Consider the following 26,193-nt stretch of genomic DNA (forward strand, 5'->3'; position numbering starts at 1 on the left):
ACCGCGGAAAAATTCCGCACTCAAGCCGCGTAAACTATTTTTCTATTTGAACTGTATACTTGACGGGCAATAGTGCCAAACAACGCTGGCTTTTACTTGTAATTAGTTCTTCTTATTGCGAACACAGGTGAATGAACTGAGTTGTTGTGCAAGGCTGGCTGGACTAACCTGGTTATCCAGTTGGTGATTACGGTAAGCATCGATTAATGTCCGCATATCGAAGTTATCGACTAACAGACTGTACCGCGGATTGTCGGTATCGACCACCACCGCGGTTGAAGGGGAGAAAACTCCTAGTCCACTGGCCAATTGTTGGTGGCGCTTAAATGACCGCTTAGCTAACGATGAGTGGCGATCTTCCAGGAACACATCAACATCCAGCTTTGCTTTAACAGCTGTTTGCTGGGCGAGGTCGTCATTATAGCGGCACGAATTGTTCAACAGGGCCTTTTGTAACTGCAGTAAGTATAACCGTGCACGACGTCGGCCCTGAAAGAGTGCCGCTTCGTAGTCCATCGCAACTTGCATTAGTACTTGGGCGGTACGGTTACGCCGGCTGAGGCTTCGTTGACTTTCCTGGTAAAGGCTCATTGTTTCCGAAATGGTCTTCATATTCAGGAGCGGAATAAACTGGTAGTTGATTTTGGTCGTGATGTCGTGGTCAATTGCCAGTAAACTCTGCTCACGGTTGATACACCCCAGACCTAGTGGGTTGACGAACAAATGAATTTCAAGCACGGTCTGCACCTCTCCGCAATGAATATTTTTTCGTTTCATTCTTCACTGTCATTCTGCCAAATTCCGCCTTTCTTTTCAAGCAAACTGCATCGGTTGCTAAGCGGGTGTGATCGGGGGGAATATGTTAAAATAAGACCGATTAACGATAGGGAGTGGTTGAATTGGTTGAAAATTGGCAACACTTTTTACTGCCATATGAGCAAGCAGTAAACGAACTGAAAGTGAAGCTGCGGGGAATGCGCAAGCAGTTCCAGGACCAGGCACGCCATTCGCCAATTGAATTTGTTACTGGTCGGGTTAAGCCGGTTGACTCGATTAAGGAGAAAATGGTTAGACGACACGTGAGTGAGGACCGGTTGGAAAAGGATATGCAAGATATTGCCGGGGTCCGGATTATGTGTCAGTTTGTCGAGGACATTTATGCGGTTGTCGACCTCTTACGACAGCGAACAGATATGCAGATCCTCGAAGAGCGTGACTATGTTACCAATGCCAAGCCAAGCGGTTACCGTTCCTACCACATTGTCATTGAGTATCCAGTTCAGCTGGTCAGTGGAGAAAAAAAGCTTCTGGCGGAAATTCAGGTCCGGACATTGGCAATGAATTTCTGGGCAACTGTTGAACACTCGCTCAACTACAAGTACCAGGGTGAGTTTCCAGAAGAATTGTCTGCCCGGCTCCAACGAGCAGGTGAGGCGGCTTTTAAGCTTGATGAAGAAATGTCGGAAATTCGTGAAGAAATTCAGGAAGCACAAAACCTTTTCTCTTACCGGAAACAATCAACGTGGGAAAAATATGAGAATCACGACCAGGAGCACGATAACGACCGTGATGGTCGCCAGGGAGGTGCGCTATGAAAATTGCCGTCGTTAACTATAATGCACCGGAAGCCGTACGCGTGCGCCAAATTATGCTTAAACGCTTAGCAGCAGCCGGTTTTACGTACGACCAACAGCATCCCGAACTGGTCATTTCGATTGGTGGGGATGGGACACTGTTGTCGGCCTTTCATATGTATGAACAAGTACTTGATAAGGTCCGTTTTGTCGGAATCCATACCGGGCACCTTGGTTTTTATACTGACTGGCGTAACTTTGAACTGGAAGACCTGATCCACAGTTTACAAAAGGACCAGGGACAAGCAGTGTCCTATCCCTTGTTAAATATTACTCAGCGGTTCAGTGACGGCAGTACTTCACAGTACGTGGCCCTTAATGAATCAACTATCCAGCAGAAGACGCGGACAATGGTTTGTGATGTGTACCTCAATAACCGCCTGTTTGAGGGCTTTCGTGGTGATGGGCTTTGTGTTTCCACTCCCACGGGGTCGACTGCTTATAACAAATCCGTGGGCGGGGCCGTGATGGATCCGACGATTACGGGGTTTCAGGCAGCAGAAATGGCGTCAATCAACAACCGTGTTTTTCGGTCGTTAGGCTCGCCAATTATTTTGGGAAAAGAGACCAAGTTAACGGTTCGTCTGCATGACGATAGTGATTGTATAATGACTTGCGACCGTCAGACACTACATTGGAATCGCAATGATAAACACCTGGCCGATATTACTTACCGGGTGGATGACCGGCGAATCAGCTTTGCCAAGTACCGGCATACCAACTTCTGGGACCGGGTTCACGAGTCATTTATTGGAGAAGTTCAATGAAGTTTGAGTGGCGTTATCAAGGGACGCAGCCGGCGAAGCTCCGAACGGTTCTCCGTGGTTTTGGTGCGACTAATTCCCTGTTAAAAGTGGCGGTCTACCATGGCGGCTCGATGGCTATCGATGGTCAATCGGCATGGCTGGTGGATCCGGTTCAACCTGGTCAGACAGTCAGCTTGGTTTTGCCGCCAGAGCAGGCTAACGACCAGGTGGATGCCTGCCCAGCACCTCTTGAGATTACCTACGAAGATGCGGACTACTTAGTCCTTAATAAGCCTGCCGGCGTCGCAACAGTTCCGGCCCACAACGTTGCTGTCCAGGATAGCTTGGTGAACCGGGTTAAGTACTACTATCAGCAAAATCATTATGAAAACCAGGTGACCCATGTTGCCACCCGGTTAGATAAAGATACTAGTGGTTTAGTTATTTTTCCTAAACACCGCTTTGCTCACGCCGTCTTAGATAGACAATTAAAAAGGCACCAGGTCGTTAAACGTTACCTGGCACTGCCGCAGGGGAGGATGATAGTCAAACATGGCTATATTGATGCTGCGCAGCGACGGGATCCCCAGTCATTTGTCAAACGACTAGTGGCAGCTGATGGCAAGCCAGCGATTACGGAATACTGGACACTGCTTGCCAGTGATAAATATTCGCTGGTGAAAATTGCACTTCATACGGGGCGTACACACCAAATTCGGGTGCATTTTGCCTATCTTGGGCACCCGTTAGTGGGGGATGTGATGTACGGCGGCCCACGTTGGCTGAGTCGGCAGGGGTTGCATTGTCAGCTAATTAGCTTTTACAGTCCCTTTCAGAAAAAACAGATCACGTTAACGGCACCGGTACCCGCAGACATGCGTCAATTAATGAACCTTTTAAAGAAATAAGACAATAAGAAACACCCGCAGGCTTTTTGGAGCATGCGGGTGTTTCCAGCTTATTAGCGTTATGTCGATTAATCATGCCAACGCTTGACACAAACGGGTTCGGGGCAGGTAACGTTTTCTTGGAGAAGGGTCAGGAACCCAGTTTGAGCATCACGGTGATAGAGGGTGAGGTTATTAGTGTTTTGGTTGCTGGCGACGACAAATTCTCCGTTAGCGCTGAGCTCAAAGTCACGAGGAAAGTCCCCGGCAGTAGTAATGGATTGGATATGCTTTAACGTTCCGGCTGGCTGAACGGCAAAGACAGCTAAAGTATTTTCGCCACGGTTAGAGCAATAGAGGAAGCGCCCATCAGCAGTGAGGTGAATGGCCGCCGCGCCGTTATGACTTGTCCAATCAGCAGGAATCGTACTGATCGTCTGCAACGGGCTAAGCTTAGCTGTTGACTGATCATATTTCAGTACTAGTAGCTTGCTGCTCAGTTCACCCAGGAGGTAGCAGAAATGACCATCAGGAGAGAAGGTTAAATGACGGGGACCAAAGCCGGCAGGGGTTTGGAAACGGTTGGCTGCTAAGAGCTGGCCATCACGATTAATATTGTAGGTTACCACCAGGTCTAAGCCGAGGTCACAGACAATTAACCGCTTGTCTGGGGTGAGGTCAGCATAGTGGCAGTGGGCACCATCCGCTTGTTCTGGCCGCGGACCAGGAATTCCTTGGTGGGTGACCTCATCCGTCTTTGTTAACTTTCCTTGTAAGTCAAAGTGGTAGACTTCGACTGTCGCCTTGTGGTAGTTAGCAGCAAACAGCAAGTGGCGTTGTTCATCAACGCCAACGTAGGCTGGCGCAGGGCCAGGAGTCAGCGACTTATCAACCAGGCGCGAAACACCACTGTGGAGGTGGTAGGTTGCGACACCGGCGCGGCTATCTTCTTGCCGGATGGCAAAGAGCCGGTTGTGCGAAGCAGTCTGCAGGTAAGCTGGCTTTTGCGAACTGACAATCAGGCGAACATTGTGGAGTCGTTCTTGTTGGCGGTCAAGGGTAACTGCGTAGATTCCCTTGCTGCTTTTCTTTGTGTAGGTACCAATTAGAAAATCTTCAGACATGAAGAAACCCCCTTGTGAAATAGTTAACACTATCATAACACGGGGTGAAATTTTGTGGACTTCTTTCTTGTTTTTTTCTTAAGGGAGTGGTATATTTTGATATAGAAATCGTTTGGTGGGTGACATCGATCAACGTCGTTGGCACTTACTGAGGAGAACTTCACTAAAGCAGCGTTTCGCCGTGCCCACACCGAGACCCTGCTTTTTTTGTTGCTTAAATACGGAGGAATTATGACCAATCACATTGTTTTATTTGAGCCGCTTTTTCCAGCCAACACTGGTAATATCGCGCGGACATGTGCCGGGACTGACACTGAACTACACTTGATTAAACCGCTTGGCTTTTCGATTGATGATAAGCATATGAAGCGGGCGGGGCTCGACTACTGGGACAAGGTCAAGATTACGACCCATGAGGACCTCGCAGAGTTTATGGCAACGTTGCCATCATTAGATTGCTTAGCGGTAGTCTCAAAGTTTGCCAGTCGGGATTATACTGACGTCAATTATGATGACCACCAGGATCACTACTTTCTGTTTGGCAAAGAAACGACCGGCTTGCCGGAAAAATTTATGTTGAAGTACCAGCAACAAGCGATTCGGATTCCGCAAGATGACCAACATATTCGGGCGTTGAATCTCTCAAACAGTGTCGCCATTGTGATTTATGAAGCACTGCGTCAGCAAGGGTTTCCAAATTTAGCACGGGTTCACTACTACCAGCATGATAAGCTAAAGGATAAGTAAGATTTTAGAAACGGGGACGACTGTTCATGGCAAGACGAAGAAGAAAGACAACAGCAAGAAGGAAACCAAGGCGGCAGAAACGGAGCTTTGCTGAACAGCACTTGGCCAACCTCATTGCGGCGTTGGTGACACTTTTATTACTGGTGGGACTTTTTCATCTCGGCGCGCTTGGCACATTGGTTACTGCCATCTTTAGTATCCTGGTGGGGCAGACTGCACCAGTACTAATGGTTATCTGCTTATTTTTGGCAGTAGCTATGATGCTGACTAGTCACTTCCCCCGAATTAAAGGTCGTTTTATTGCGGGTGTGTTAGTAGCTTATTGCGGCTTGCTGTTATTTGTCCACGGGCAAATGTTTGATGAGCTTGGCCGCCACAATGATTTTATCCGAATTAGCTGGGACAATCTTAACCGGGCCTTATTCAATGGCGATTCGACTGTCAGTACTGGTGGAGGAATGCTAGGAGCTTACCTTTATACCGCTAGCAACTACCTGGTTGCCAGAACGGGGACGAAAGTTTTGGCCTGGTTACTGATGATTGCCGGGATTGCCATCTTTTTTGCCCTCCCAGTAGACAAGTTAGCTGTCGGCTTGCGCCAGTTCGTTAGTTGGGTTCGGCAAAAGGGCGGACAAATGAGAAACGACCGCCAACATCGTCAGTCTCAGCTGCATCAGGACAGAAAAACTGCTGCTAAGCGTCAACTACCGCAGCCATCATCAATTAGTCAGCAACCTAGCACAACGGCAGTAACAGCTAATGTACCCACTGAAGAGGCTGAGGTTCATCCAGAACCACAAATAAAGGTGGCCCAGCCTACAATTAGTCAGGCACAAGAGCAAGCCACAGTTAGTCCTGATGCAGCGGCAGCACACGACGACAAGGATGAAGACTTACCAATGGCCGATGCTGAAGAACAAGCAGATGATGACTATCAACTACCACCACTGAGCTTGTTAACCAAAACACCGCCAACAGATCAGAGTTCTGATTTAAAATTAATCAAGGCTAATACCAAGAAACTCCAGGATACCTTGAAATCCTTCGGGGTGGACGCAACGGTAGAAAACGTCAACCTGGGACCGTCAGTTACTAAGTATGAATTACGGCCGGCAGTGGGGGTGAAGGTGAGCCGCATTACCCACCTGGCGGATGACCTGGCGCTGGCGTTAGCCGCTCGCGACATTCGAATCGAAGCCCCCATCCCGGGTAAGTCGTTAATCGGAATTGAAGTCCCCAATAAAAACGTGGCGACGGTCGGCTTCCGCAATATGTTGAAAAGTGCCCCACATGATGACCGACCATTGGATGTTCCGCTGGGACGGACGGTCGCTGGCAATGTGATGACTGCTGATTTGACCAAGATGCCCCACCTGCTTATCGCCGGCGCAACCGGGAGTGGTAAGTCGGTGGCAATTAACGTCATTTTAACTAGTATCCTGATGAAGGCTAAACCCCACCAGGTTAAACTACTACTGATTGATCCGAAAAAAGTGGAGCTTAGTGTTTATAACGACATTCCCCACCTGTTGACGCCAGTGGTTTCCGATCCCAAGAAGGCGGCACGGGCGCTTGGTAAAGTGGTTAGTGAAATGGAAAGACGTTATGAACTCTTTTCCAACTTTGGTGTTCGAAACATTAAGGGCTATAACGGCTTAGTTAAGCAGCAGAATGCTAAGGATCCGCAAAAGCCACAACCATACCTGCCACTGATCTTGGTCGTGGTTGATGAGTTGTCTGATCTGATGATGACGGTCAGTCATGATGTGGAGGACGCCATCGTGCGGATTGCCCAGATGGGACGAGCAGCCGGAATTCACATGATTTTGGCGACCCAACGGCCGTCAGTCGACGTCATTACTGGCTTGATTAAAGCTAATGTTCCTTCCCGGATGGCCTTTGCTGTTTCCAGCGGGGTTGATTCTCGGACCATTCTGGATAGTAATGGTGCGGAAAAATTGCTGGGTCGGGGTGACATGCTTTTTCAGCCAATCGATAAGAATAAACCGGTCCGGATTCAAGGCGCCTTTATTTCTGACCATGACGTGGAAGCAGTTGTGGACTTTATTAAAAAAGAGCGTCCAGCCGAGTATGACCAAAAGATGGTGGTCAGTGATGCAGAAATGAAACAAGAAGAAAACGATGATGAAACTGACGAACTGTTTGACGAGGCCGTCAAATTTGTGACTGAGGCTCAGCGAGCTTCCACTTCACTTCTGCAGCGACGTTTTCGGATTGGCTATAACCGGGCAGCGAGAATTGTTGATGAAATGGAAAACCGCGGAATTGTTGGCCCGGCTAATGGCTCGAAGCCACGAGAGGTGTACAAGAAGCCAGTAGCTGATTCGACCACTCAGCCGCAATAACGGTCGTTAGTCTGTCCTCAATTGAATAGTTAAGACGAAAAAGTCCACAGCGCTCTCGGATAAAAGAACGCTGTGGACTTTACTATTGCTGACAAGGGTTAGTAATTGATGATTGATGACCTAACTATCAAGTGCGATCACTTATTCCAGACCGAGTGCGGCAACGGCCCCAAAAATCAGTGAACCAAGCATCGCGATCAGCATTAGCCACACGACAACCATCGTAATTTTTTGAAACCGGGTTTTCTTTTTATGTTGCATAGTGGTTGTTCACTCCATTTTCTTTTCTAACCCAATCAGTCTACCGCACCTGGCGATTGGTTTCAAATCTACTGGTTAATAATGTTAAACATGGTAAACTAAGATTATCAATTATTAAAGAACGGGAGAAATTAGCGTGCTGAAACGTCTCATCTTACAGTTGTTGATTATTGTCATCTGGGTGGTCAGTGAATCGATTGTCCAACGGCTTAGCGGCCCCCGACACAAGACACGAGCGCACCGTTTATGGATGTTGACTGTTTTATTAATGTTCTTTGCTTTTTGGAACGTGGGACTCTACTGGTTCTGCTACGTGCTGATCGTTTGGATGATTACTGGGATGGGGTTAGCACTCTATTTATTTTGGACTGATCACCAAATCATTTACCAACAATACTGGCCGCTCTTTTGGCGAGTTAGCCTCTGGATCGGAGCATTTGCTTATTTAGTGTCCTTCTTCTCCCACCAGTTACCACAAGTTTAATTATGACAAAAATCCTGTTTTATTTATCATTGGCGACTGTCCAGCGAACGGATGGTCGCCTTTTTATTTCATTTCTGTTTCAAACGTGGGGATTTATTGAAATGTCGTGGTGGAAGGTGGGGGATTGTGGTAGTATAGACTTATCGAAGGCCAGAAAGGGGGAGTTGGCCTTGTTTATGGGTGAATTTAAACATTCAATCGATAGCAAAGGCCGGCTCATTATTCCCGCCAAGTTTCGCTCACAGTTGGGCGACCACTTTGTACTGACCCGCGGGATGGATGGGTGCCTTTTTGGTTATCCCCAATCATCCTGGAAAAAAATGGAAGAAAAGCTTGATCAGCTGCCAATGAACAAAAAGGATACGCGGGCGTTTGTTCGTTTTTTCTATTCAGCAGCAACCGAATGTGAACTTGATAAGCAGGGGCGGGTCAACCTGCCTGAGACGTTGATTGATCACGCAGCCATTGATAAGAAATGTGTGGTTGTTGGTGTCAGTGATCGGTTTGAAATTTGGAGCGCCGAGCGGTGGAACAAATTTGCTGAAAAAGCAGCCGCTAACTTTGATGAAATAGCAGAAGAAATGGACTTTGACTTTTAGGAATATCGGTGGGGAGTTAGGATGACGGAATTCAATCATATCACAGTGCTCCTTCACGAAGCGGTGAAGGGGTTAAACATTCACCCTGATGGCACCTATGTGGATGCCACGTTAGGCGGTGGCGGTCATAGCGCACTGATTGCTAGCCAACTGTCAACGGGCTGCCTTTATTCATTTGATCAGGACCAAACTGCTATTGACTATAACCAAGAGCACCTTAAAGCGGAAATAGCTGCGGGGAAAATTGTGCTGGTAAAGGATAACTTTCGCCACCTAAAAGCAGCATTATCCTCCCGTGGTGTTCAACAGCTAAACGGGATTGTCTATGATCTCGGGGTTTCATCACCACAATTTGACGACGCTGATCGTGGTTTCTCTTACCGGTCCGATGCGCCGCTGGATATGCGAATGAACCAGCAGCAAAGCCTAACAGCGAAGACGATTGTTAATCAGTGGCCGTACCAAAAATTAGTTAAGATCCTCTCACGTTATGGTGAAGAACACTTTGCAAAGTCGATTGCGAGGGCGATTGAACGTCACCGACAATCACGGGAAATTGCAACGACTGGTGAGTTGGTCGAGATTATTAAGGAAGGAATTCCGGCAGCGGCGCGCCGGCATGGCGGTCATCCAGCGAAGAAGAGCTTTCAAGCCATTCGTATTGCTGTCAATGATGAGCTGGGGGCATTGGAAGAATCCTTAGAGCAGGCGTTTTCCCTCCTTACTGTTGGCGGCCGGATTGCGGTGATTACGTTTCAGTCCTTGGAAGACCGACTGGTCAAGACAATGTTCAAGGAACGGGCGTCAATGCCAGAATTACCACCGGGATTACCGGTTGTCCCAGCGGGGATGGAACCGCATTTTAAGTTGATCAACAAAAAACCGATTGTTCCCAGTGAAAAGGAACTCCACGGCAATCACCGGTCGCACAGCGCAAAATTACGCATTATCGAGAAAATAAATTAGGCTAGCATTTAATAAGGAAAGTGGTTAAGATGGTTTCGAACGCGGCAAAAAACTTGGTTAATCAAACAACCCCACAAGAGGAAGAATGGCAGACAACTACTACTCAACCGACGGTACCAGTTGTCTCGTGGCGCCAGGAAATCCGGCTATGTGTTGCTTGTGGGGTGGTGCTCCTGGGAATGATGGGGGCAGTAGTGACAATGAAAATTGCGGTTACCAACGCCAACCACCATTTGCAAGACGTTCAAGCTCAGGTGAGCCGAGTTAGCAATGATAATGCTAGTGAGCGTCAGGAAATCGCAGAGCTGACTAGCGAATCGCACCTTAACCAGGCCGCTAAAAAGTATGGGTTCAGCGATGCTAATACTAGTGTAAGGAACGTTAATAAGTAATGAAAAAACAACCTCGACGGACGACAAACAATGATAAGCAGGCCAACGGTAGACTTTTTGGGATGATCTTTTACTTCCTGATTGCGTTGATGTTTATCTGGTTTGCCGTCCGTTTTGCGCAAATCGGCCTGGTGAAACACGTCAATCATGTTGACTTGCGTTCCCGGGCGGCAAAAATTTACAGTCAAAAACAGGTTATTCGGGCAAAACGGGGCGTCATCTATGATGACAACGGCAATGCTCTCGCACAAGACACTAACCGTTACACCGTTTACGCTGTATTGGACCACAAACAAAAAACCACTAGCGGTAAGCCACTCTACGTGACGGATAAGGCGAAGGCCGCGCAAGTGCTGAGCAAGTATCTGCATATCTCAGAAGATCAGGCCTATCGAACGTTGAATCCGCACAAAAAAGTCTTTCAAGTTGAATTCGGTAACGCTGGTGCTAACCTTTCCATCCGCAAGATGAAGCAGATTAAGTCGGCCCACGTCAATGGTCTTCATTTCCTCGCGATGCCGGCGCGACAGTACCCGCAAGGAGAATTTGCTAGCCAACTAGTGGGAATGGCAACGGCAAAGGAAAATAAGCAGACGGGTCAAAATGCCCTCACTGGTCAACTCGGAATTGAAAAGGTCTTTAATAAGCAATTAACTGGTGAAAATGGTTACCGGACAGCAAAACACGATGTTTATGGCTACCGGGTTAACCAGAATCGTGGGGGGATTCCCGCAAAAAACGGCAATGATGTTCACCTGACGTTGCAAGCTCACCCACAGCAAATGTTAGAGACCCAACTGAATAACGTTGAAAAGCAAACGAAAGCTAGCTCGATGATGGGCATTGTGATGGATGCGCGGACAGGCAAGATCATTGCGGCAACACAACGACCTGACATGTACTCTAGCAACCCGGTTTGGCGGAATATGATGGTCCAGGATACGTATGAGCCGGGGTCTACCATGAAGGTGTTGACCCTCGCTGCCGCGATCGATTCAGGTCATTTCAACCCGGATGCAACATATAACTCCGGGGAGTGGACGCTCGGCGGCGCCAAGATTACCGACTGGGTGCAAACTGGCTGGGGGGCTATTACCTACCGTGATGCCTTCTACCGTTCTAGTAACGTCGGCTTCGCTCATATTGAACAAAATATGGGGAGCAAAGTTTGGCATTCGTATATTCATAAATTTGGTTTGCTCAAGCCGGTAAACGTCTGGGGGATGAACCAGGAAAGCAATGGCTTTACCACTTTTAAAGGTGCGTTAACCCAGGCCAACACCGCCTATGGTCAGGGGATTACTGTTAATGCTATGCAGATGATGCAGGCCTTCTCTGCGGTAGCTAATAACGGTAAAATGATGAAACCGTACTTCATCAAGTCTGTGACGAAGGCCAACGGGCAAGTGATCGACAAGGGCAAACCGCAGGAAGTGGGACGCCCGATTAAGGCCAGCACGGCAAAACAAGTTCGCAAGATGATGGTTGGTGTCGTTGAGGATAAGCACGGTACTGGACAGGCCTATAAGATTGATGGTCAACACGTCGCGGTGAAGACCGGGACGGCGCAGATTGGGACGGCCCATGGGTATGAAAATGGCCCCACCAGTTATGTTTATTCGGTTGTCGGCATGGCGCCGGTGAACAAGCCCCGCTACGTCGTTTACCTGGTACTGCGGCAGCCACAAAAGCTTCCACAGCCAGCTGAGTCAGAACTGGCAACTATTTTTAAGCCACTGATGTCCTACCTGATTCAACGACAGCAGGTTGGCAGTTCAGCTCGCCAGGGACTGGTTAAGCTCGGCAGCTACCACGGAAAGAATGCAACTGAGGCCCAAAATGAACTATCAGCTAAGCACCTTCAACCGGTAGTGCTTGGCAGTGGCAAGCATGTTCAAAAGCAGTCGCTGGCCGCCAATGAAAAGGTAATGGTCAATTCACGGATAATCCTTTATACTGGGGGAACGGTGAAGATGCCATCACTGACTAACTGGTCGCAGGCCGATGTCGTTCGGTTTGGCCGGTTGCTGGGAATCAAGGTGAAGGTTCACGGTAGTGGTTTTGTTAGTGAACAGAGCATTAAAGAAAACAGCACTGTCCACTTGGGACAGACATTGACGGTTACGTGCAAGCCACGTTAAATAATCATTGATTAGTAAGTTAATTCGGCTAGAGGAGGAGAACAATGTTTGCAATTTTAGCAATGGTTGCTGCCTTTTTGATTACCTACTTGGCAATGCCATCGCTGATCCGGTATTTCCGGTCAAAGAAAGAAGGACAACAGATTAGGGAAGACGGGCCAACCTGGCACGCCAAAAAAGCGGGGACGCCAACGATGGGGGGAATCCTCTTTATTATCGCGGCGGTGATCGCCAACCTGGTCTTTGGTGCCTTGATGGGCTTAGTGAATAACACAGCTTGGGCACTGATCTTTACCCTGGTGGCTTTTGGTCTTATCGGGATGGTCGACGACAGCATTAAAATCTTTGAGCACCGTAACGAAGGCTTTACGCCACGGCAAAAAGCACTTTGTCAGCTCATTGCGGCCTGTGTCTTTACTGTCATTTACCAACATGAGGGCTTTCAAATGGGCTTTGGTAATATGCAGCTTGGCTGGTGGTACGGCTTGTTCATCATCTTTTGGATGGTTGGGTTCTCTAACGCCGTTAACCTGACGGATGGTCTTGATGGTCTGGTGACCGGTTGTGCCATTATTTCCTTTACGGCTTACCTAATTATTGCGCTGGTCAACGGCCAAAAAGAAGTGGCCCTTTTCTGTTTCTCAATCATTGGTGGACTGCTAGCCTTTATGCGTTATAACCACAAACCTGCCCAGATTTTTATGGGAGACATGGGGTCATTAGCGCTTGGTGCTAGCTTGGCAGCAGTTGCCCTTTTGCTTCACCACGAATGGTCACTGCTTTTTATTGGGATTATCTACGTGATTGAGACAGCAAGTGTGATCCTACAGGTGATCTCGTTTAAGACCACTGGCAAACGGATCTTTAAAATGACACCGATCCACCACCACTTTGAACTGCTGGGATGGAGCGAGTGGAAAATCGACATTACGTTTTGGACCATTACGTTGATCAGTTCGGCAATTACAGTTGCGGTTATCTGCTTAGTTTAAACAATGGAGGCTTTGAAATTGCAGCAAGTTGATAAGTATAGGGGTAAAAAAGTCCTGGTTGTCGGTTTTGGGATTAGCGGGATTAACGTTGCCCAGCTGTTAGTTAAACTGGGAGCGCAGGTCACCGCTAATGATCAGAAAGATGATCAGAAGACGGCAAACAAGCTTCAGAAAATGGGAATTAGAACGGTGGTTGGCAGCAACCCGCTGAGCCTTGCTGATGAAGGTTTTGACCTGGTAGTTAAAAACCCAGGAATTCCCTATGACAACCCATTAATTGCCCGTTTTGTTCAACAGCAGACGCCAATTATTACGGAAGTCGAAGTAGCAAGTGAAATTTTTGGCGGCCACTTAGTTGGCGTCACCGGTAGCAACGGCAAGACGACGACCACGACGCTGATTGCTAAAATGATTGAACAGGCTCATGATGGTGAGGTTCATTATGCCGGCAATATTGGCGTTCCCTTTAGCAAGGTAGCGGCGGAGAGTAGTGACAGTTCAACAATTGTCGCTGAACTATCCAGTTTCCAGCTGTTGGGCGCTCCACACATTCACCCCCACATTGCGGTGATTACTAACATTTTTTCCAACCACTTGGATTACCATAAAACCCGGGAAAACTATATTAATGCTAAGCTCAACATTACGCGTAACCAGACGGCAGATGACTACCTGGTGATGAACTGGGACCGTGAAGAATGGCAGCAAATTGCGCGCCGTTCACCAGCCACGATTATTCCATTCTCACGAGAAAACAAGAGTCAGCGCGGCAGTTATGTTAAGGATGGTTGGATTTACTGGCGCCAGGAACGGGTCATGAAAGTTGCAGATATTCGACTGATCGGCCCCCAAAACGTTGAAAATGCCCTGGCAGCAATTGCTGCGGCCAAGCTGAGCGGTGTCGATAATGATAGTATTAAACAGGTTCTGACCACCTTTAGCGGTGTCCGTCACCGCTTACAGTTTGTGATGGAACACGAGCAACGCTTGTTCTACAACGACTCTAAGTCGACAGACATTGAGGCAACTCAAGTGGCGCTCCGCGGCTTTGATCAGCCAGTCATTTTACTTGCTGGCGGTCTGGACCGTGGTTACACCTTTGAACGACTGGTACCTGACTTTAAGCAACACGTGAAGGCTATTATTATCTTTGGTCAATGTGCTGACAAAATGGAAGACGCTGCCAAACAGGCTCATATTCCAGTCATTAAGCGAACTGAGAACTGTATTACTGCAGTTCCGCTAGCTTGGAATTTGAGTCAGCATGGTGATGTTATTTTGCTGTCGCCCGCAAACGCCAGCTGGGATCAATTCCCCAGTTTCGAGGTTCGCGGTGATAAATTCATCAAGGCAGTCGAAGAGTTAACAGGACAAAAGGAGCAGCAATAAGATGAAGTTAATGGTATCCGGCGGGGGTACTGGTGGACATATCTATCCGGCCCTTGCCCTAATTGAAAGACTAAAACAGGTTGATCCCACAACGGAAGTTTTATACGTTGGCACTACAAGGGGGCTGGAAAACAAAATTGTTCCGGCTGCTGGGATTAAACTTGAAACAATGCCAATGCAGGGCTTTCAGCGAAAGATTTCATTGTACAATTTCAAAACTGTCTACCTGTTTCTTAAGGCAGTGAGTCACGCTAAAAAGCTAATTCGCGACTTTCAACCTGACGTGGTTCTCGGCACTGGTGGCTACGTTAGTGGCGCTGTTCTATACGCTGCTGCGAAGATGGGAATTCCTACCGTTATTCATGAACAGAATAGTGTTGTCGGTATTACCAACAAGTTCTTAAGCCGTTACGTGGACGAAATTGCGATTGCCTTTGAGGCAGCCCGCAAACAGTTTAAACATGAGCGAATTACTTTGACTGGTAACCCGCGGGCCCAGCAAGTGTCAGCTAATCGTGACAGTGACTACTCATGGACCGAAATGGGCTTGTCAGATGACCGGCCAACAATGATGATTTTTGGTGGTTCCCAGGGTGCTCCAAAGATCAACAAGAGTGTGGTTCAAGCCATTCCGGAATTTAGTAAACGCGCTTACCAGGTGGTCTTTGCAACGGGCCAGAAACGTTACCAGAATGTGACCAAACAACTGGCTGGAATCAACGTCGGTGATAATGTCAAGGTGGTTCCTTATATTGACCAGATGCCACATAAGCTGCCCAAGGTTGCCGTCCTGGTTTCACGTGCGGGAGCGACGACAATTGCGGAAGTGACCGCTCTAGGTGTCCCGACGATTATGATCCCAAGTCCCTACGTTACCGCTAACCACCAGTTTAAAAACGCCCAGGCGCTGGTTAAGAAAAAGGCAGCGCTGATGATTACAGAAGATCAGCTTGATGGCCGTTCACTACTTGTCCAGGCAGACCGACTGATGAATAACGAAGAACTGCGTCAGCAAATGGCGGAGGCCAGCCGGAAGTTGGGCCATCCGCAGGCCAGCGATGAATTAATTGCCGTTTTGAAAAAAGCAATTGCAGACCACCAATAATAAGAGGAGGAGTTTCCGGTGAGTAAACAAAAAGCCGACAACCAGCGTTTTTCTCGCCGACTCTCTGAACTTGCGGCCCGTGGTGTGAAAAGCGCACAACACATTGAGGAACACGCGCAGCAGCATATCAGTACGGAAGCGGCCCACCTGAATAAGGTGCGGCGAGTTGCTAACCGTCACCGGCTGTTGAGTATTTTGGTCCCGTTTTCGATCGTTTTGTTATTCGCTATTTATATCGTTTCGCCACTGAGTCAGGTGAAAACCGTTCAAGTGGTGGGCAATGATGAACTAACGAGTAAAGCGGTCATGAAGGCGACGGGAGTTTATCCTGGACGTTACATGTACGGGTTAATCGACCGACAAAAGCAAGTGGAGAAAGCGGCCCAAAACGCCAATCACCAGCTTGCCAGTGTCAAAATCAGGCTAGTGGGGTGGCGAAAGTTGCGGGTCACCGTTACTGAAAACAAGATTCTGGGTTTGGTCACCATCGACGGCAAACAACGTTACCTGTTGACAAATGGTTCCTGGGCACCAGTTAGTGGGAAGGTGCCAAATGACGTAACCTATGAAAACTTTGCTGGACATGTGACGGCACTTCAGCAAACGGCTCGTCAGCTGGGCCAGCTGCCTGAACCAATCCGCCATAGCATTTCCGCTGTGCGATATTCGCCAACGAAACTTAACCCGCAACGAATTAAGCTTTACATGAACGACGGAAATACGGTACTGGTGAAGCGCAGCAGCTTAGCCGAAAAAATGAATTATTATCCTTCCATTACTTCACAAATGAGTGGCAATGGGGTGGTTGATTTGCAGGTTGGCGCTTATTCTTATGGTTATGGCGATAAGTCCAAATAATCGTCACACAAAATGAACGAATTGGGCACTTTTCGCCTCAGTATTTGTGGTAAAATTAAAATTAAGTTTATCAAGCGCATTCATATATTGGTGTTGGTGAACAATTATTTGTTATTTTAGGAGGGTTCCGGATGGACAATTCGAAAATCTACGTTGGGTTAGATATTGGAACCACCTCGGTTAAAGTTATTATTTGTGAGAACGTTAAGGGCCAGCTGAAAGTTGTTGGTGCCGGTGTGGAACCATCAAGTGGACTCAGCCGCGGTGTCATTGTTGACATTGACCAAACTGCGAAGGCAATTTCCCGGGCAGTTGATAAGGCAGCGTCCCAGTCTGACGTCAAGGTAAGCAGCGTGGTGGTTGGCTTGCCAGCTAATTACTTACAGATGAAGGACGTTCATGGCATGATTACGATTGCCGAGAAGGGTCAATCACACGAAATTATCAACCAGGATGTCGTTGACGTGGCGAAATCAACCCTGTTACAAAACGTCCCTACTGATCGTGAAATCATTGGTTTGGTTCCACGAGAGTTTACCGTTGATGGCTTTGACGGCATCAAGGATCCGCGAGGGATGGTTGGCTCACGTCTTGAGATGCAGGCGCTCTTATACAGTGGCCCAACCACCGTTGTTCATAACACCAAAAAGGCCGTGGAACAGGCCGGCTTAACGATTGAAGACATGGTTGTAGGACCAATCGCAACTGGTTTTAACTTGTTAACCGATGGTGAGCAGGACTTTGGGACGCTGGTGATTGATATGGGTGGCGGCCAGACGACTGCCAGCATTATCCACGACCACCAGCTTAAGTACACCTCTGTTGATCCCGAAGGTGGCTACTACATTACCAAGGATATTTCGACAGTTTTAAATACTTCGCTGCGTGATGCAGAAAAGCTCAAAAAGGATCATGGTTTTGCGGACAGCTCCCGGGCTGATGAAAACATGATGTTGGATGTCCCGGTTGTCGGCAAGGATAACCCAGTGGAATACAGTGAGGAGTACCTAGCGGAAGTTATTGAAGCACGTGTTCGCCAGATCTTTCAGCGGATCAGCGACCGGCTGGACTCTATTCGGGCACCAAAACTACCAGGTGGCGTCGTCTTGCTTGGTGGTACCGCGGTGATGCCAGGTGTTGCTGAACTGGCAGGCGAATACTTCTCTGGCAAGGTAAAAGTGTACCGGCCAAAGTTAATGGGAGTTCGTCATCCTGGCTTCGCAACGGCATTGTCACTGGCTTTATATGAGAGCCGCTTGAGTGACGTTGAACAGCTGATTAAGCAGACTGTCCAGCAAGGTGAAAGCAATGACCACCAGCGCCGAGCGGTGGCCGCCAGTCAAAAACCGGCAAGCAGCCAGTCACATCAACGCAAGCACCGTTTGTCGATTTCTCACCGTGCCGAAGCAGCGCCAAAGAGCGAATCACAGTCGACTGATAGTGACTCGCCAAAGTCACCAAATCGTAAAAAAGAGGGCGGCTTAAAGTCGTTCTTTAGCAACTTCTTTGATTAGAATTACCGTGGAGGGAATTTTTTGATGGATTATGAAGCAACTAACAAAGCAGACGAGATTAAAGGCGCTCAAATAAAAGTTATCGGTGTCGGTGGTGGTGGCGGTAACGCCGTTAACCGGATGATTACCGAAAAGGTTTCCGGCGTGGGCTTTATCGTCGCTAACACTGATATTCAAGCATTGGATGGTTCAAAAGCTGAAACTAAGATTCAGTTAGGACCGAAGTTGACGAAGGGACTCGGTGCCGGATCGAACCCAGAAGTCGGGACTAAGGCTGCCGAAGAAAGTGAATCGGAAATTACCAAGGTACTTGATGGTGCCGACATGGTATTCGTCACTGCTGGTATGGGTGGTGGTACCGGGACCGGTGCTGCGCCTGTAGTAGCAAAGATTGCCAAAGATTCTGGGGCCCTCACTGTGGGGGTTGTCACCCGTCCATTTGCATTTGAAGGCCGGCGTCGTGAGCGACTGGCCAGCGAAGGGTTAGCAAAGCTCAAGAAGAACGTTGACACCATGATTGTCGTGGATAACAACCGTCTTCTGGAAACGATCGATAAGAAGACGTCAATGATGGATGCCTTCAAGGAAGCGGACAACGTTCTCCGTCAGGGTGTTGAAGGCATTTCAGATTTGATTACCAATCCTGGTTACATCAACTCCGACTTCGCTGACATTCGTCATACGATGGTCAACCAGGGAAGTGCCCTGATGGGGATTGGTTCTGCCAGCGGCGAAAACCGTGCGGCGGAAGCAACGAAGAAGGCCATTTCTTCACCGCTGCTTGAAGTTTCAATTGATGGTGCACAGCACGTCTTAATGAACATCACCGGTGGGAAGAACCTTGGACTGTACGAAGGCCAGGAAGCATCGATGGTTATTCAGCAGGCGGCAAGTGCGGATGTTGACATCACCTTTGGTACCACGATCAGTGAAGACATGGGCGACGAAGTTAAGGTGACGGTTATTGCCACGGGGATCGATGGTAAGAAGCAGCGTCATGTTGAACCAGCCAAGCAGTCCACTGACAGTGACCAATCAGTTGCTGAAACTGCTGAAGATTCACAGCCAGAAGAACAGCATGTTGATCCATTTGCGGGCTGGACTGACCCTACTGCCGAAGATCACAATGATGACGATAGTGAGTTTAAGCATGTTGAAAAGCCTGAATTCAACGTCTTCAATGGTGATTCCAGCAGCGTTGACGATGGCGATAATGATGATAACTTGTCAACACCACCGTTCTTCAAGCACCGTAATAACTAATTTGATCAGAGATAGTTGCTTGTGGAGCGTGACAGTGAGGCTGAAAAGGAGCTTCCGTCACGCTCCTGTTGATTTAAGGAGGCTTTACGATGGCAGGCTTTTTAAGTAATTTTTTTGGGACCGACGATGAAGCTTATGATGAACCTGCAACCCAGGTTCCAGTGAATAATAGTGATAAGGTCATTTCCATGAATGGGCACCAAGCAGGAACGACGAGTAGCAAGATTGCGATTTATCAGCCACGTCTTTACAGCGATGTGCAGGAAATTGCTGATGAATTATTAGCCCATCGGGCAGCAGTGGTGAACTTTAGTCAGATGGATACGGCGACTGCTAATAAGGTTATTGATTTTCTTAATGGGACAGTTTACGCCATTGAGGGTGAGATCAAACGCGTTGGTGAACAAATATTCCTATGCACACCACACAATTTTGAAGTGGAAGGATCCATTAAGTTTAATAATTCAGCAAACGAGAGTGACAACCTTAAGTAACGAGAAAGCGGGGAGAGTGACGCCGTGATTGGATTTATTGTCTGGACAATCAACCAATTAATTAACTTGTATATTTGGGGGATCATCATTTGGTGCTTGCTATCATGGTTTCCCGGAGCGCGTAGCTCGAGATTAGGCGAGTTATTGGATCGGCTGGTTCGCCCGTATATGGACTTTTTTGACTTTATTCCGCCACTGGGCGGGGTCAGCTTCTCGCCAATTGTTTCCATTGGTGTTTTGTACCTGGTCCAGTACGGTGTGCGGGCACTGGGGTCAGTACTCAACCAGTTCTAGAAAGGAGAGGTGATTGGTGTGGATTCAGCAAACGTGAAACAGCATTTTCGTCCTGACGAAGCACCATTTATCGATCAAGTACAGGGCTGGCTGGCCACGGCTACAAACGAATACCGACCGGTACTGACGGATTTTATGAATCCTCGTCAATGCTATATCGCACAGACACTGACTAACCGTCAGGATGAGGTGAAGATGGCCCGTAACGGTGGCTGGGATGGTGCGGAAATGCAGCGTTTATTATTTTATCCACGTTACTACCAGCCACAGTTTTCGGACTTTGATATTCAACTATTGAAGATCAGCTACCCGGTGAAGTTTACTGAGCTTCACCACCGTCAGGTGATGGGAACGTTGATGAGTGCTGGAATCAAACGAACAACGTTTGGCGATATTTTGCACCAAGAGGCAGACTGGCAACTAGTGGTTGATAGTAAGATGGCTAACTATCTGCGCCAGCAGGTGACGACCATCGGACGGGTCCACGTGAAACTACTACCCATTTCGTTTGACGAGCTTGTCCAACCTGAAGATGATTGGGAAGAGCTGACAACGACAGTGTCTTCACTTCGCGTCGACAGTATTGTGGCGGCAGCATTCAATTACTCTCGTAACCGGGCCAAAACAGCGATTGAACGCGGACTCGTCAGGGTGAACTGGGAAGAAGTCCAACGACCCGATTATTCCCTCGCAGTTCATGATCGGTTGTCTGTTCGTCACGCGGGACGGGTGAGCCTCACCGCGGTCAACGGGATAACAAAAAAAGGTAAACTGAAGGCGGTCTTGAACGTGATCAAGGCCGGCAAGTAAAATGGAGGATTAAAATGACGTTAACGGCAGATGACATTAAGAATAAGCAATTTGACAGTAAGATGCGTGGTTATGACCGCGGCGAAGTTGATGATTTTTTGAAGTCGGTTAGCGAAACGATTACGGCGCTGACTGACCAAAACCGTCAATTGGCTGAAGAGAACCAAACAGCAAAGGAGCAGTTGCGCTACTTTACTGAAATGAAGGATTCACTCAACAAGTCGATCCTGGTTGCTCAAGAGGCGGCTGATAAAGTTAAGACCAATGCTAAACGTGAGGCTGAGATCATGGTTAGAGAGGCCCAGAAGCAGGCAACGGATATTGTTGCCGAGGCCAATAGCAAGGCTAACCAGGTGATTGAAACCAGTGCCGATGACACTCGGAAGCTGACGACTGAAACTAACGACCTCAAGAAGCAGACCCGCATCTTCCGTCAGCGGCTGCAAGTGATGTTGGAATCTCAGCTAGAAGTGGTCAAGAGTAAGGATTGGGATACCTTATTAGCCAACGACGACCTGAGCAAGTATGACGAAATTCAGAAGATTCTCGGCAGTCGTCTTGACAAGGATTCCGCAAGCAGTGTACAATCATCAGCATCAAGCCAGTCAACGGCCAGCAGTGAGCAGGCGGTAGATGAACCCAGCAGTGGTGATAACACAACACCGACTGCTGAACAGCAAGCACCGGTTACGCCGAACTCGCCGGCCGCTAGTCAACCGGCACAGCCGGCTGATGCGGGGAAAACGGTGGTCATCTTCCCGGATGACGACCAGGCTAAGTAGCTGGCAGCATCTTCGTTAACAAAATGATGACGGGAATAGCGGGTGTTGAAGTACCTCTTCAGCGAGCTAACGGTTAGTGCGAGGTTAGTAGCAGGTTTCAATGCCAGATCATCCCTGAGTGGCGGCCGTCAAGAAGGCCGTCCGGTCCATTACCGTTATCAAATGCCCAAGGGGAGGGTTCGCCCTCCTAAAATTAGGTGGTACCACGAATACTTCGTCCTATGTTGGGCGGAGTTTTTTTGTTAACGAAGTGTAGGGAAAAGATTAGAAAGGAAGATGGCTATGCGGGTTAAAGATACTTTAAATCTTGGCAAGACCAAGTTCCCCATGCGTGGTAAGTTGCCCAAAACCGAGGGTAACCGCGAAAAAGTATGGGAAGAAAACAAGGTCTACGAACAGCGGCAAAAACTAAACCAGGGGAAACCGAGCTTTGTGCTCCACGATGGTCCGCCATACGCTAACGGTAATATCCACGTTGGTCACGCGATGAACAAGATTAGTAAGGACTTCATTGTTCGTTTTAAGTCGATGACAGGCTACCGGGCCCCATACGTTCCTGGCTGGGATACTCATGGTTTGCCGATTGAACACCAGTTGACGAAGGCCGGTTATGATCGCAAGAAAATGTCGACGACCGAATTCCGTGACCTTTGTCGACAGTACGCCTTAGAACAGGTCCAAAAACAGATGGCCGGCTTTAAGCGGCTTGGTGTCTCTGGCGACTGGGAGCACCCTTATCTGACGTTAAACAAGGAATTTGAAGCGGCCCAGATTAAGGTCTTTGGCGCCTTTGCAAAGAAGGGGCTCTTGTACCAGGCGAAAAAGCCAGTTTACTGGTCATGGTCATCTGAATCAGCCCTGGCAGAAGCCGAAGTTGAATACCATGATGTGGTAGCCAAGACGGCCTTCTTCGTTGAACAGGTGAAGGATGGCAAGGGTGTCTTGGACAACAACACGTTCCTTGTTGTTTGGACGACCACCCCATGGACAATTCCCGCATCGGAAGCCGTTGCTGTCAATGCTGACTTTGACTACGTGGTGGTCAAGCCAGCAGGTAGTGACCGTCAATTTGTCGTGGCGGCCACCTTGCTGGATAAGCTGGCCACGAAGTTTGGCTGGGAAGATTATGACCTGGTTAAGCACGTTGCCGGCAAAGACCTGGAGGGGATTACAACGGCCCATCCGTACCTGGACCGGGACCTGCTCGTCGGACTAGCTGATTACGTGACGGCAGATACCGGGACCGGCCTTGTCCACACTGCTCCAGGCTACGGGGATGATGACTACCACTTCGGACTGAAGTACAAGTTGCCAATCTTTGCGCCAATGACTGACCAGGGAATCCTGACGAAGGAAAACGGTCTTGAATTTGACGGGGTCTTCTACCAAAAGGCTGACGATATTTCGCTCAAGTTGCTGAAGGAGCATGACGCGCTCCTGTTGCAGGAGCCACTGAAGCACTCCTACCCATTTGACTGGCGGACAAAGAAGCCGATTGTTTTCCGAGCAACCGACCAGTGGTTTGTTTCCATCGACAAGATGCGTGATCAGATCCTCAAGGCGGTTGACGAAGTGAAGTACAAGCCGGACTGGGGGAAGGTTCGTCTTTATAACATGCTCAAGGACCGTGGCGACTGGGTCATCTCTCGTCAACGGGTCTGGGGTGTGCCGCTGCCAATCTTCTACGCTGAAGACGGCACCCCGATCATGGAAGAAGAAACGATCAACCACGTTTCTGACCTCTTCCGGAAATATGGCTCCAACATCTGGTTTGAGCGTGACGCGAAGGACCTCCTGCCAAAGGGCTACAGCAATGAACACTCGCCAAATGGTAAGTTCACCAAGGAAACCGACATCATGGATGTCTGGTTTGATTCCGGTTCATCTCACCAGGGAGTCTTGGCAGAACGGCCGGACTTAACTTACCCGGCCGACCTGTACCTGGAAGGTTCTGACCAATACCGGGGCTGGTTTAACTCCAGCCTGATCACGAGTGTTGTGGTTAGTGGTCACGCACCGTACAAGCAGATCGTTAGTCAGGGCTTTACCCTTGATAAGCGTGGTAACAAGATGAGTAAGTCAATGGGTAACGTCATCGACCCTGCCAAGGTTGTTGACCAGATGGGAGCCGAAATTATCCGTTTGTGGGTAATGAGTGTTGATACCAGTGCTGACGTGCGGGTTTCGATGGGGAGTTTCCAACAAATTTCGGAAGCTTACCGGAAGATCCGGAACACTTTCCGCTTCCTATTAGCCAATGTTGGCGACTTTGATCCTGCAAAGGACCGGGTTGATTATGATAAGCTGGAAGCTATCGACCAGTACATGGAGGTGACCTTCAACCACTTCTTGGCTGACATGCGGAAGAAGATGGATGATTATGACTACTTAAGTGCCTACAAGATGCTGATTAACTTTGTGAACAACGAGCTGTCTGCCTTCTACATGAACGTTGCTAAGGATGTTCTCTACATCGAAGCGGAGGACTCGCCGGTTCGGCGGTCCATGCAGACTGTCTTCTACGACATCTTAGACGGTCTGGTGAAGTTGCTAACACCAATTTTGCCGCACACAACAGAAGAGGTTTGGCAATACATGGACGGTACTGAGCAAGAATTTGTTCAGCTAACCAATATTCCAGAGCCACAGCACTTCGACGGTGAAGAAGAACTAGTCGCCAACTGGGATCAGTTCATGGAGATTCGCTCCCACGTTCTGAAGGGACTGGAAGAAGCCCGGAATAACAAGGTTATTGGGAAGTCGCTCGAGGCCCAAGCCGACCTGTACTTAACCGCTAACCAGCAAGCCTTACTCAAGAAGTTGGACGCCAACATTAAGCAAGTTCTTGGTGTTTCAGCGCTGACCATTCATGATGCTGATGACAAGCCGGCTGATGCGGTCGAGTTTAACGACCAGGTGGCGGTAAAGATTACTGCTGCCCCTGGTGAAGTTTGCCAGCGTTGCCGGATGACGACGGAAGATGTCGGTAATGATCCAGCATACCCGCAACTGTGTGCGCGTTGTGCAAAGATTGTTCGCGATAATTTTCCGGAAACCGTGAATGAGGGATTAGAAAAATAGTTATTAGATACTAGCCAGTGTCTACTTTAAAATTAACGGCTGCTTTCTCACAGGGGAGGCGGCCGTTTTTTTAACCGCTGAGAAATGACATGGACCACCGTCACGGTGTAAAATAAGACGATAACAATCCGGGAGGCAGAAAAATGTTAGCAGGAACCGTTAAGCAGTATGACCAACAAAAGGGTTGGGGGTTTATCACAATCCCTCATGAGGAAGAAGTGTACGTCCATGCCCGGGGAATTATGCCTGCTGACCGTCAACGGTTACGGACGGGGGATCGGGTTTCCTTGGTAGTAATTCAAGGACAGCGTGGGCCACAGGCAGCGCGCGTCAGGATTCTTCGCTAAGGGGAGTGAAGCTGATGAACTTTAAGGAAGTACCGGTTAGCTGCAAGAACGTCTTCCATGGTCACTTGATTGACGTGGAAGTCGAGCAGGTTAAAACACCTGCCGGTCAGCTTGCTCAACGAGAAATTGTTCGGCATGCCAAGGCTGTTTGCTTACTGGTGGTCAATAAAGAGGGGCAATTTGCCGTTGTCAAGCAGTGGCGCGAACCGATTGCGACGACCACTTTAGAAATTCCCGCTGGCAAGGTGGATGAACGAGATGGTGGGTCTTCACTACACGCTGCTCAACGGGAGCTGAATGAAGAAACGCGGCTAAGCGCAAAGCAGCTTACTCGTATCTGCGGTTTTCATAGCTCAGTCGGTTTTTCTGATGAATACTTGACCATGTACCTGGCCACAGACCTCTCGCCAGTTAAGAAACAGCTCCCTCAGGATCCCGATGAACAGTTAAGTCTGCAATGGCTGACGGTCGAGCAGGGATTGCAAATGATCGACAGTGGGCAGGTCACCGATGCAAAAACGATTATGGCAATCTACTATCTGAAAGGGCATTGTGATGAACAACGATAATAATCAATTCGGGACTGATGAACACCTCACGCGGACGCAATACCGTCGTCAGATGAAGCATCGGCGGGGGTTGTTTGGCCACCACCAAAATGAGGATGTATCGAGTGAAGGTCAACAGTCGTCACATGACGACTTAGACGCACAGCCGACTCCTGAACCAGCTGCGGCAACCGCGCAAATGAACGATGAATCGCCGACCCCTAACCGGGCTGCTAGCGTAGCGATGGACCAAGAAGCGGTGGCGGAAGAAAAAAGTCAGCGCTTAGCCAGGAAATTAAACATCGTCATTGCGGTTTTGGTGGCGCTAATTGTGGTCGTTTATTTAGTTTTATTTTTTGTGGGATAAGG

Annotated in this window: 27 protein-coding genes; 24 read left to right on the top strand and 3 right to left on the bottom strand. The window is 48.6% G+C overall.

Annotation, left to right across the window (positions count from 1 at the left end; all coding sequences use genetic code 11):
* Positions 1–102: 102 nt before the first annotated feature.
* Positions 103–738 carry a DsbA family protein gene (locus tag Q0E49_RS04545; protein WP_295746759.1) on the bottom strand — a complete coding sequence of 212 codons (636 nt, stop codon included), beginning with the start codon at positions 736–738 and terminating at the stop codon, positions 103–105.
* A 161-nt stretch (positions 739–899) separates the two neighbouring features.
* Here Q0E49_RS04545 and Q0E49_RS04550 point away from each other — a divergent pair, with 161 nt between their 5' ends.
* The 3 genes from Q0E49_RS04550 to Q0E49_RS04560 are packed head-to-tail and all read left to right on the top strand — an operon-like array spanning position 900 to position 3,288.
* On the top strand, positions 900–1,595 hold the full coding sequence (locus tag Q0E49_RS04550) for a GTP pyrophosphokinase family protein (protein ID WP_295746760.1): 696 nt from the start codon (positions 900–902) through the stop codon (positions 1,593–1,595).
* Positions 1,592–2,401 (top strand): NAD kinase, encoded by an 810-nt coding sequence (locus tag Q0E49_RS04555; RefSeq protein ID WP_295746761.1) that lies wholly within the window; start codon positions 1,592–1,594, stop codon positions 2,399–2,401. Before Q0E49_RS04550 ends, Q0E49_RS04555 begins: the two co-directional genes overlap by 4 nt.
* Positions 2,398–3,288, top strand: coding sequence for an RluA family pseudouridine synthase (locus Q0E49_RS04560; protein WP_295746762.1), 891 nt, complete (start codon positions 2,398–2,400; stop codon positions 3,286–3,288). The genes Q0E49_RS04555 and Q0E49_RS04560 overlap by 4 nt, the downstream gene beginning before the upstream one ends.
* Before the next feature lie 68 nt (positions 3,289–3,356).
* Here Q0E49_RS04560 and Q0E49_RS04565 read toward each other — a convergent pair whose 3' ends face one another.
* Complete coding sequence (locus tag Q0E49_RS04565) at positions 3,357–4,391, bottom strand: lactonase family protein (RefSeq protein ID WP_295746763.1); 1,035 nt, start codon at positions 4,389–4,391, stop codon at positions 3,357–3,359.
* Between the two features lie 231 nt (positions 4,392–4,622).
* Here Q0E49_RS04565 and Q0E49_RS04570 point away from each other — a divergent pair, with 231 nt between their 5' ends.
* A complete protein-coding gene (locus tag Q0E49_RS04570; RefSeq protein WP_295746764.1) occupies positions 4,623–5,138 on the top strand; it encodes a tRNA (cytidine(34)-2'-O)-methyltransferase in 516 nt (171 codons plus the stop codon).
* 26 nt (positions 5,139–5,164) lie between these two features.
* On the top strand, positions 5,165–7,504 hold the full coding sequence (locus Q0E49_RS04575) for a DNA translocase FtsK (protein WP_295746765.1): 2,340 nt from the start codon (positions 5,165–5,167) through the stop codon (positions 7,502–7,504).
* Between the two features lie 141 nt (positions 7,505–7,645).
* On the opposite strand, the gene Q0E49_RS04580 is transcribed toward Q0E49_RS04575, so the two are convergent.
* On the bottom strand, positions 7,646–7,765 hold the full coding sequence (locus Q0E49_RS04580) for a DUF4044 domain-containing protein (RefSeq protein WP_295746766.1): 120 nt from the start codon (positions 7,763–7,765) through the stop codon (positions 7,646–7,648).
* Positions 7,766–7,901: 136 nt separating this feature from the next.
* Here Q0E49_RS04580 and Q0E49_RS04585 point away from each other — a divergent pair, with 136 nt between their 5' ends.
* The 19 genes from Q0E49_RS04585 (at position 7,902) to Q0E49_RS04675 (ending at position 26,191) form a co-directional block, all read left to right on the top strand.
* Positions 7,902–8,249, top strand: a complete 348-nt coding sequence (locus Q0E49_RS04585) for a hypothetical protein (RefSeq protein ID WP_295746767.1) — start codon at positions 7,902–7,904, stop codon at positions 8,247–8,249.
* A 170-nt stretch (positions 8,250–8,419) separates the two neighbouring features.
* Positions 8,420–8,848 (top strand): division/cell wall cluster transcriptional repressor MraZ, encoded by a 429-nt coding sequence (gene mraZ, locus Q0E49_RS04590; RefSeq protein ID WP_295746768.1) that lies wholly within the window; start codon positions 8,420–8,422, stop codon positions 8,846–8,848.
* A gap of 21 nt (positions 8,849–8,869) precedes the next feature.
* Positions 8,870–9,814 (top strand): 16S rRNA (cytosine(1402)-N(4))-methyltransferase RsmH, encoded by a 945-nt coding sequence (gene rsmH / locus Q0E49_RS04595; protein WP_295746769.1) that lies wholly within the window; start codon positions 8,870–8,872, stop codon positions 9,812–9,814.
* Between the two features lie 29 nt (positions 9,815–9,843).
* Entirely contained in the window at positions 9,844–10,206 is a 363-nt protein-coding gene (locus Q0E49_RS04600; protein ID WP_295746770.1) for a cell division protein FtsL, read from the top strand.
* Entirely contained in the window at positions 10,206–12,347 is a 2,142-nt protein-coding gene (locus tag Q0E49_RS04605) for a penicillin-binding transpeptidase domain-containing protein (protein ID WP_295746771.1), read from the top strand. Before Q0E49_RS04600 ends, Q0E49_RS04605 begins: the two co-directional genes overlap by 1 nt.
* A 44-nt stretch (positions 12,348–12,391) precedes the next feature.
* Positions 12,392–13,339, top strand: coding sequence for a phospho-N-acetylmuramoyl-pentapeptide-transferase (gene mraY, locus Q0E49_RS04610; protein ID WP_295746772.1), 948 nt, complete (start codon positions 12,392–12,394; stop codon positions 13,337–13,339).
* 18 nt (positions 13,340–13,357) lie between these two features.
* Entirely contained in the window at positions 13,358–14,728 is a 1,371-nt protein-coding gene (gene murD / locus Q0E49_RS04615; RefSeq protein ID WP_295746773.1) for a UDP-N-acetylmuramoyl-L-alanine--D-glutamate ligase, read from the top strand.
* 1 nt (position 14,729) lies between these two features.
* Positions 14,730–15,833: an undecaprenyldiphospho-muramoylpentapeptide beta-N-acetylglucosaminyltransferase gene (gene murG / locus Q0E49_RS04620; protein WP_295746774.1), complete on the top strand. Its 1,104-nt coding sequence runs from the start codon at positions 14,730–14,732 to the stop codon at positions 15,831–15,833.
* A gap of 18 nt (positions 15,834–15,851) precedes the next feature.
* A complete protein-coding gene (locus Q0E49_RS04625) occupies positions 15,852–16,691 on the top strand; it encodes a cell division protein FtsQ/DivIB (protein ID WP_295746775.1) in 840 nt (279 codons plus the stop codon).
* Positions 16,692–16,822: 131 nt separating this feature from the next.
* Entirely contained in the window at positions 16,823–18,205 is a 1,383-nt protein-coding gene (gene ftsA / locus Q0E49_RS04630; RefSeq protein WP_295746776.1) for a cell division protein FtsA, read from the top strand.
* A gap of 24 nt (positions 18,206–18,229) precedes the next feature.
* Positions 18,230–19,468: a cell division protein FtsZ gene (gene ftsZ, locus Q0E49_RS04635; RefSeq protein ID WP_295746777.1), complete on the top strand. Its 1,239-nt coding sequence runs from the start codon at positions 18,230–18,232 to the stop codon at positions 19,466–19,468.
* A gap of 89 nt (positions 19,469–19,557) precedes the next feature.
* Complete coding sequence (gene sepF / locus Q0E49_RS04640; RefSeq protein WP_295746778.1) at positions 19,558–19,962, top strand: cell division protein SepF; 405 nt, start codon at positions 19,558–19,560, stop codon at positions 19,960–19,962.
* A gap of 24 nt (positions 19,963–19,986) precedes the next feature.
* Positions 19,987–20,256 (top strand): YggT family protein, encoded by a 270-nt coding sequence (locus tag Q0E49_RS04645; protein ID WP_295746779.1) that lies wholly within the window; start codon positions 19,987–19,989, stop codon positions 20,254–20,256.
* Positions 20,257–20,274: 18 nt separating this feature from the next.
* Positions 20,275–21,066 carry an RNA-binding protein gene (locus tag Q0E49_RS04650; RefSeq protein WP_295746780.1) on the top strand — a complete coding sequence of 264 codons (792 nt, stop codon included), beginning with the start codon at positions 20,275–20,277 and terminating at the stop codon, positions 21,064–21,066.
* 14 nt (positions 21,067–21,080) lie between these two features.
* Positions 21,081–21,848 carry a DivIVA domain-containing protein gene (locus tag Q0E49_RS04655; RefSeq protein WP_295746781.1) on the top strand — a complete coding sequence of 256 codons (768 nt, stop codon included), beginning with the start codon at positions 21,081–21,083 and terminating at the stop codon, positions 21,846–21,848.
* A 282-nt stretch (positions 21,849–22,130) separates the two neighbouring features.
* The gene (gene ileS / locus Q0E49_RS04660; RefSeq protein ID WP_295746782.1) at positions 22,131–24,929 is read left to right on the top strand and encodes an isoleucine--tRNA ligase; all 2,799 of its coding nucleotides are present in this window, start codon (positions 22,131–22,133) and stop codon (positions 24,927–24,929) included.
* A gap of 143 nt (positions 24,930–25,072) precedes the next feature.
* Entirely contained in the window at positions 25,073–25,276 is a 204-nt protein-coding gene (locus Q0E49_RS04665) for a cold shock domain-containing protein (protein WP_295746783.1), read from the top strand.
* A gap of 14 nt (positions 25,277–25,290) precedes the next feature.
* Entirely contained in the window at positions 25,291–25,845 is a 555-nt protein-coding gene (locus tag Q0E49_RS04670) for an NUDIX hydrolase (protein WP_295746784.1), read from the top strand.
* On the top strand, positions 25,832–26,191 hold the full coding sequence (locus Q0E49_RS04675; RefSeq protein ID WP_295746785.1) for a hypothetical protein: 360 nt from the start codon (positions 25,832–25,834) through the stop codon (positions 26,189–26,191). Before Q0E49_RS04670 ends, Q0E49_RS04675 begins: the two co-directional genes overlap by 14 nt.
* Positions 26,192–26,193 lie beyond the last annotated feature (2 nt).

It is taken from the genome of uncultured Limosilactobacillus sp., assembly GCF_934202235.1.
In the GTDB taxonomy this organism is placed as follows: Bacteria; Bacillota; Bacilli; order Lactobacillales; family Lactobacillaceae; genus Limosilactobacillus.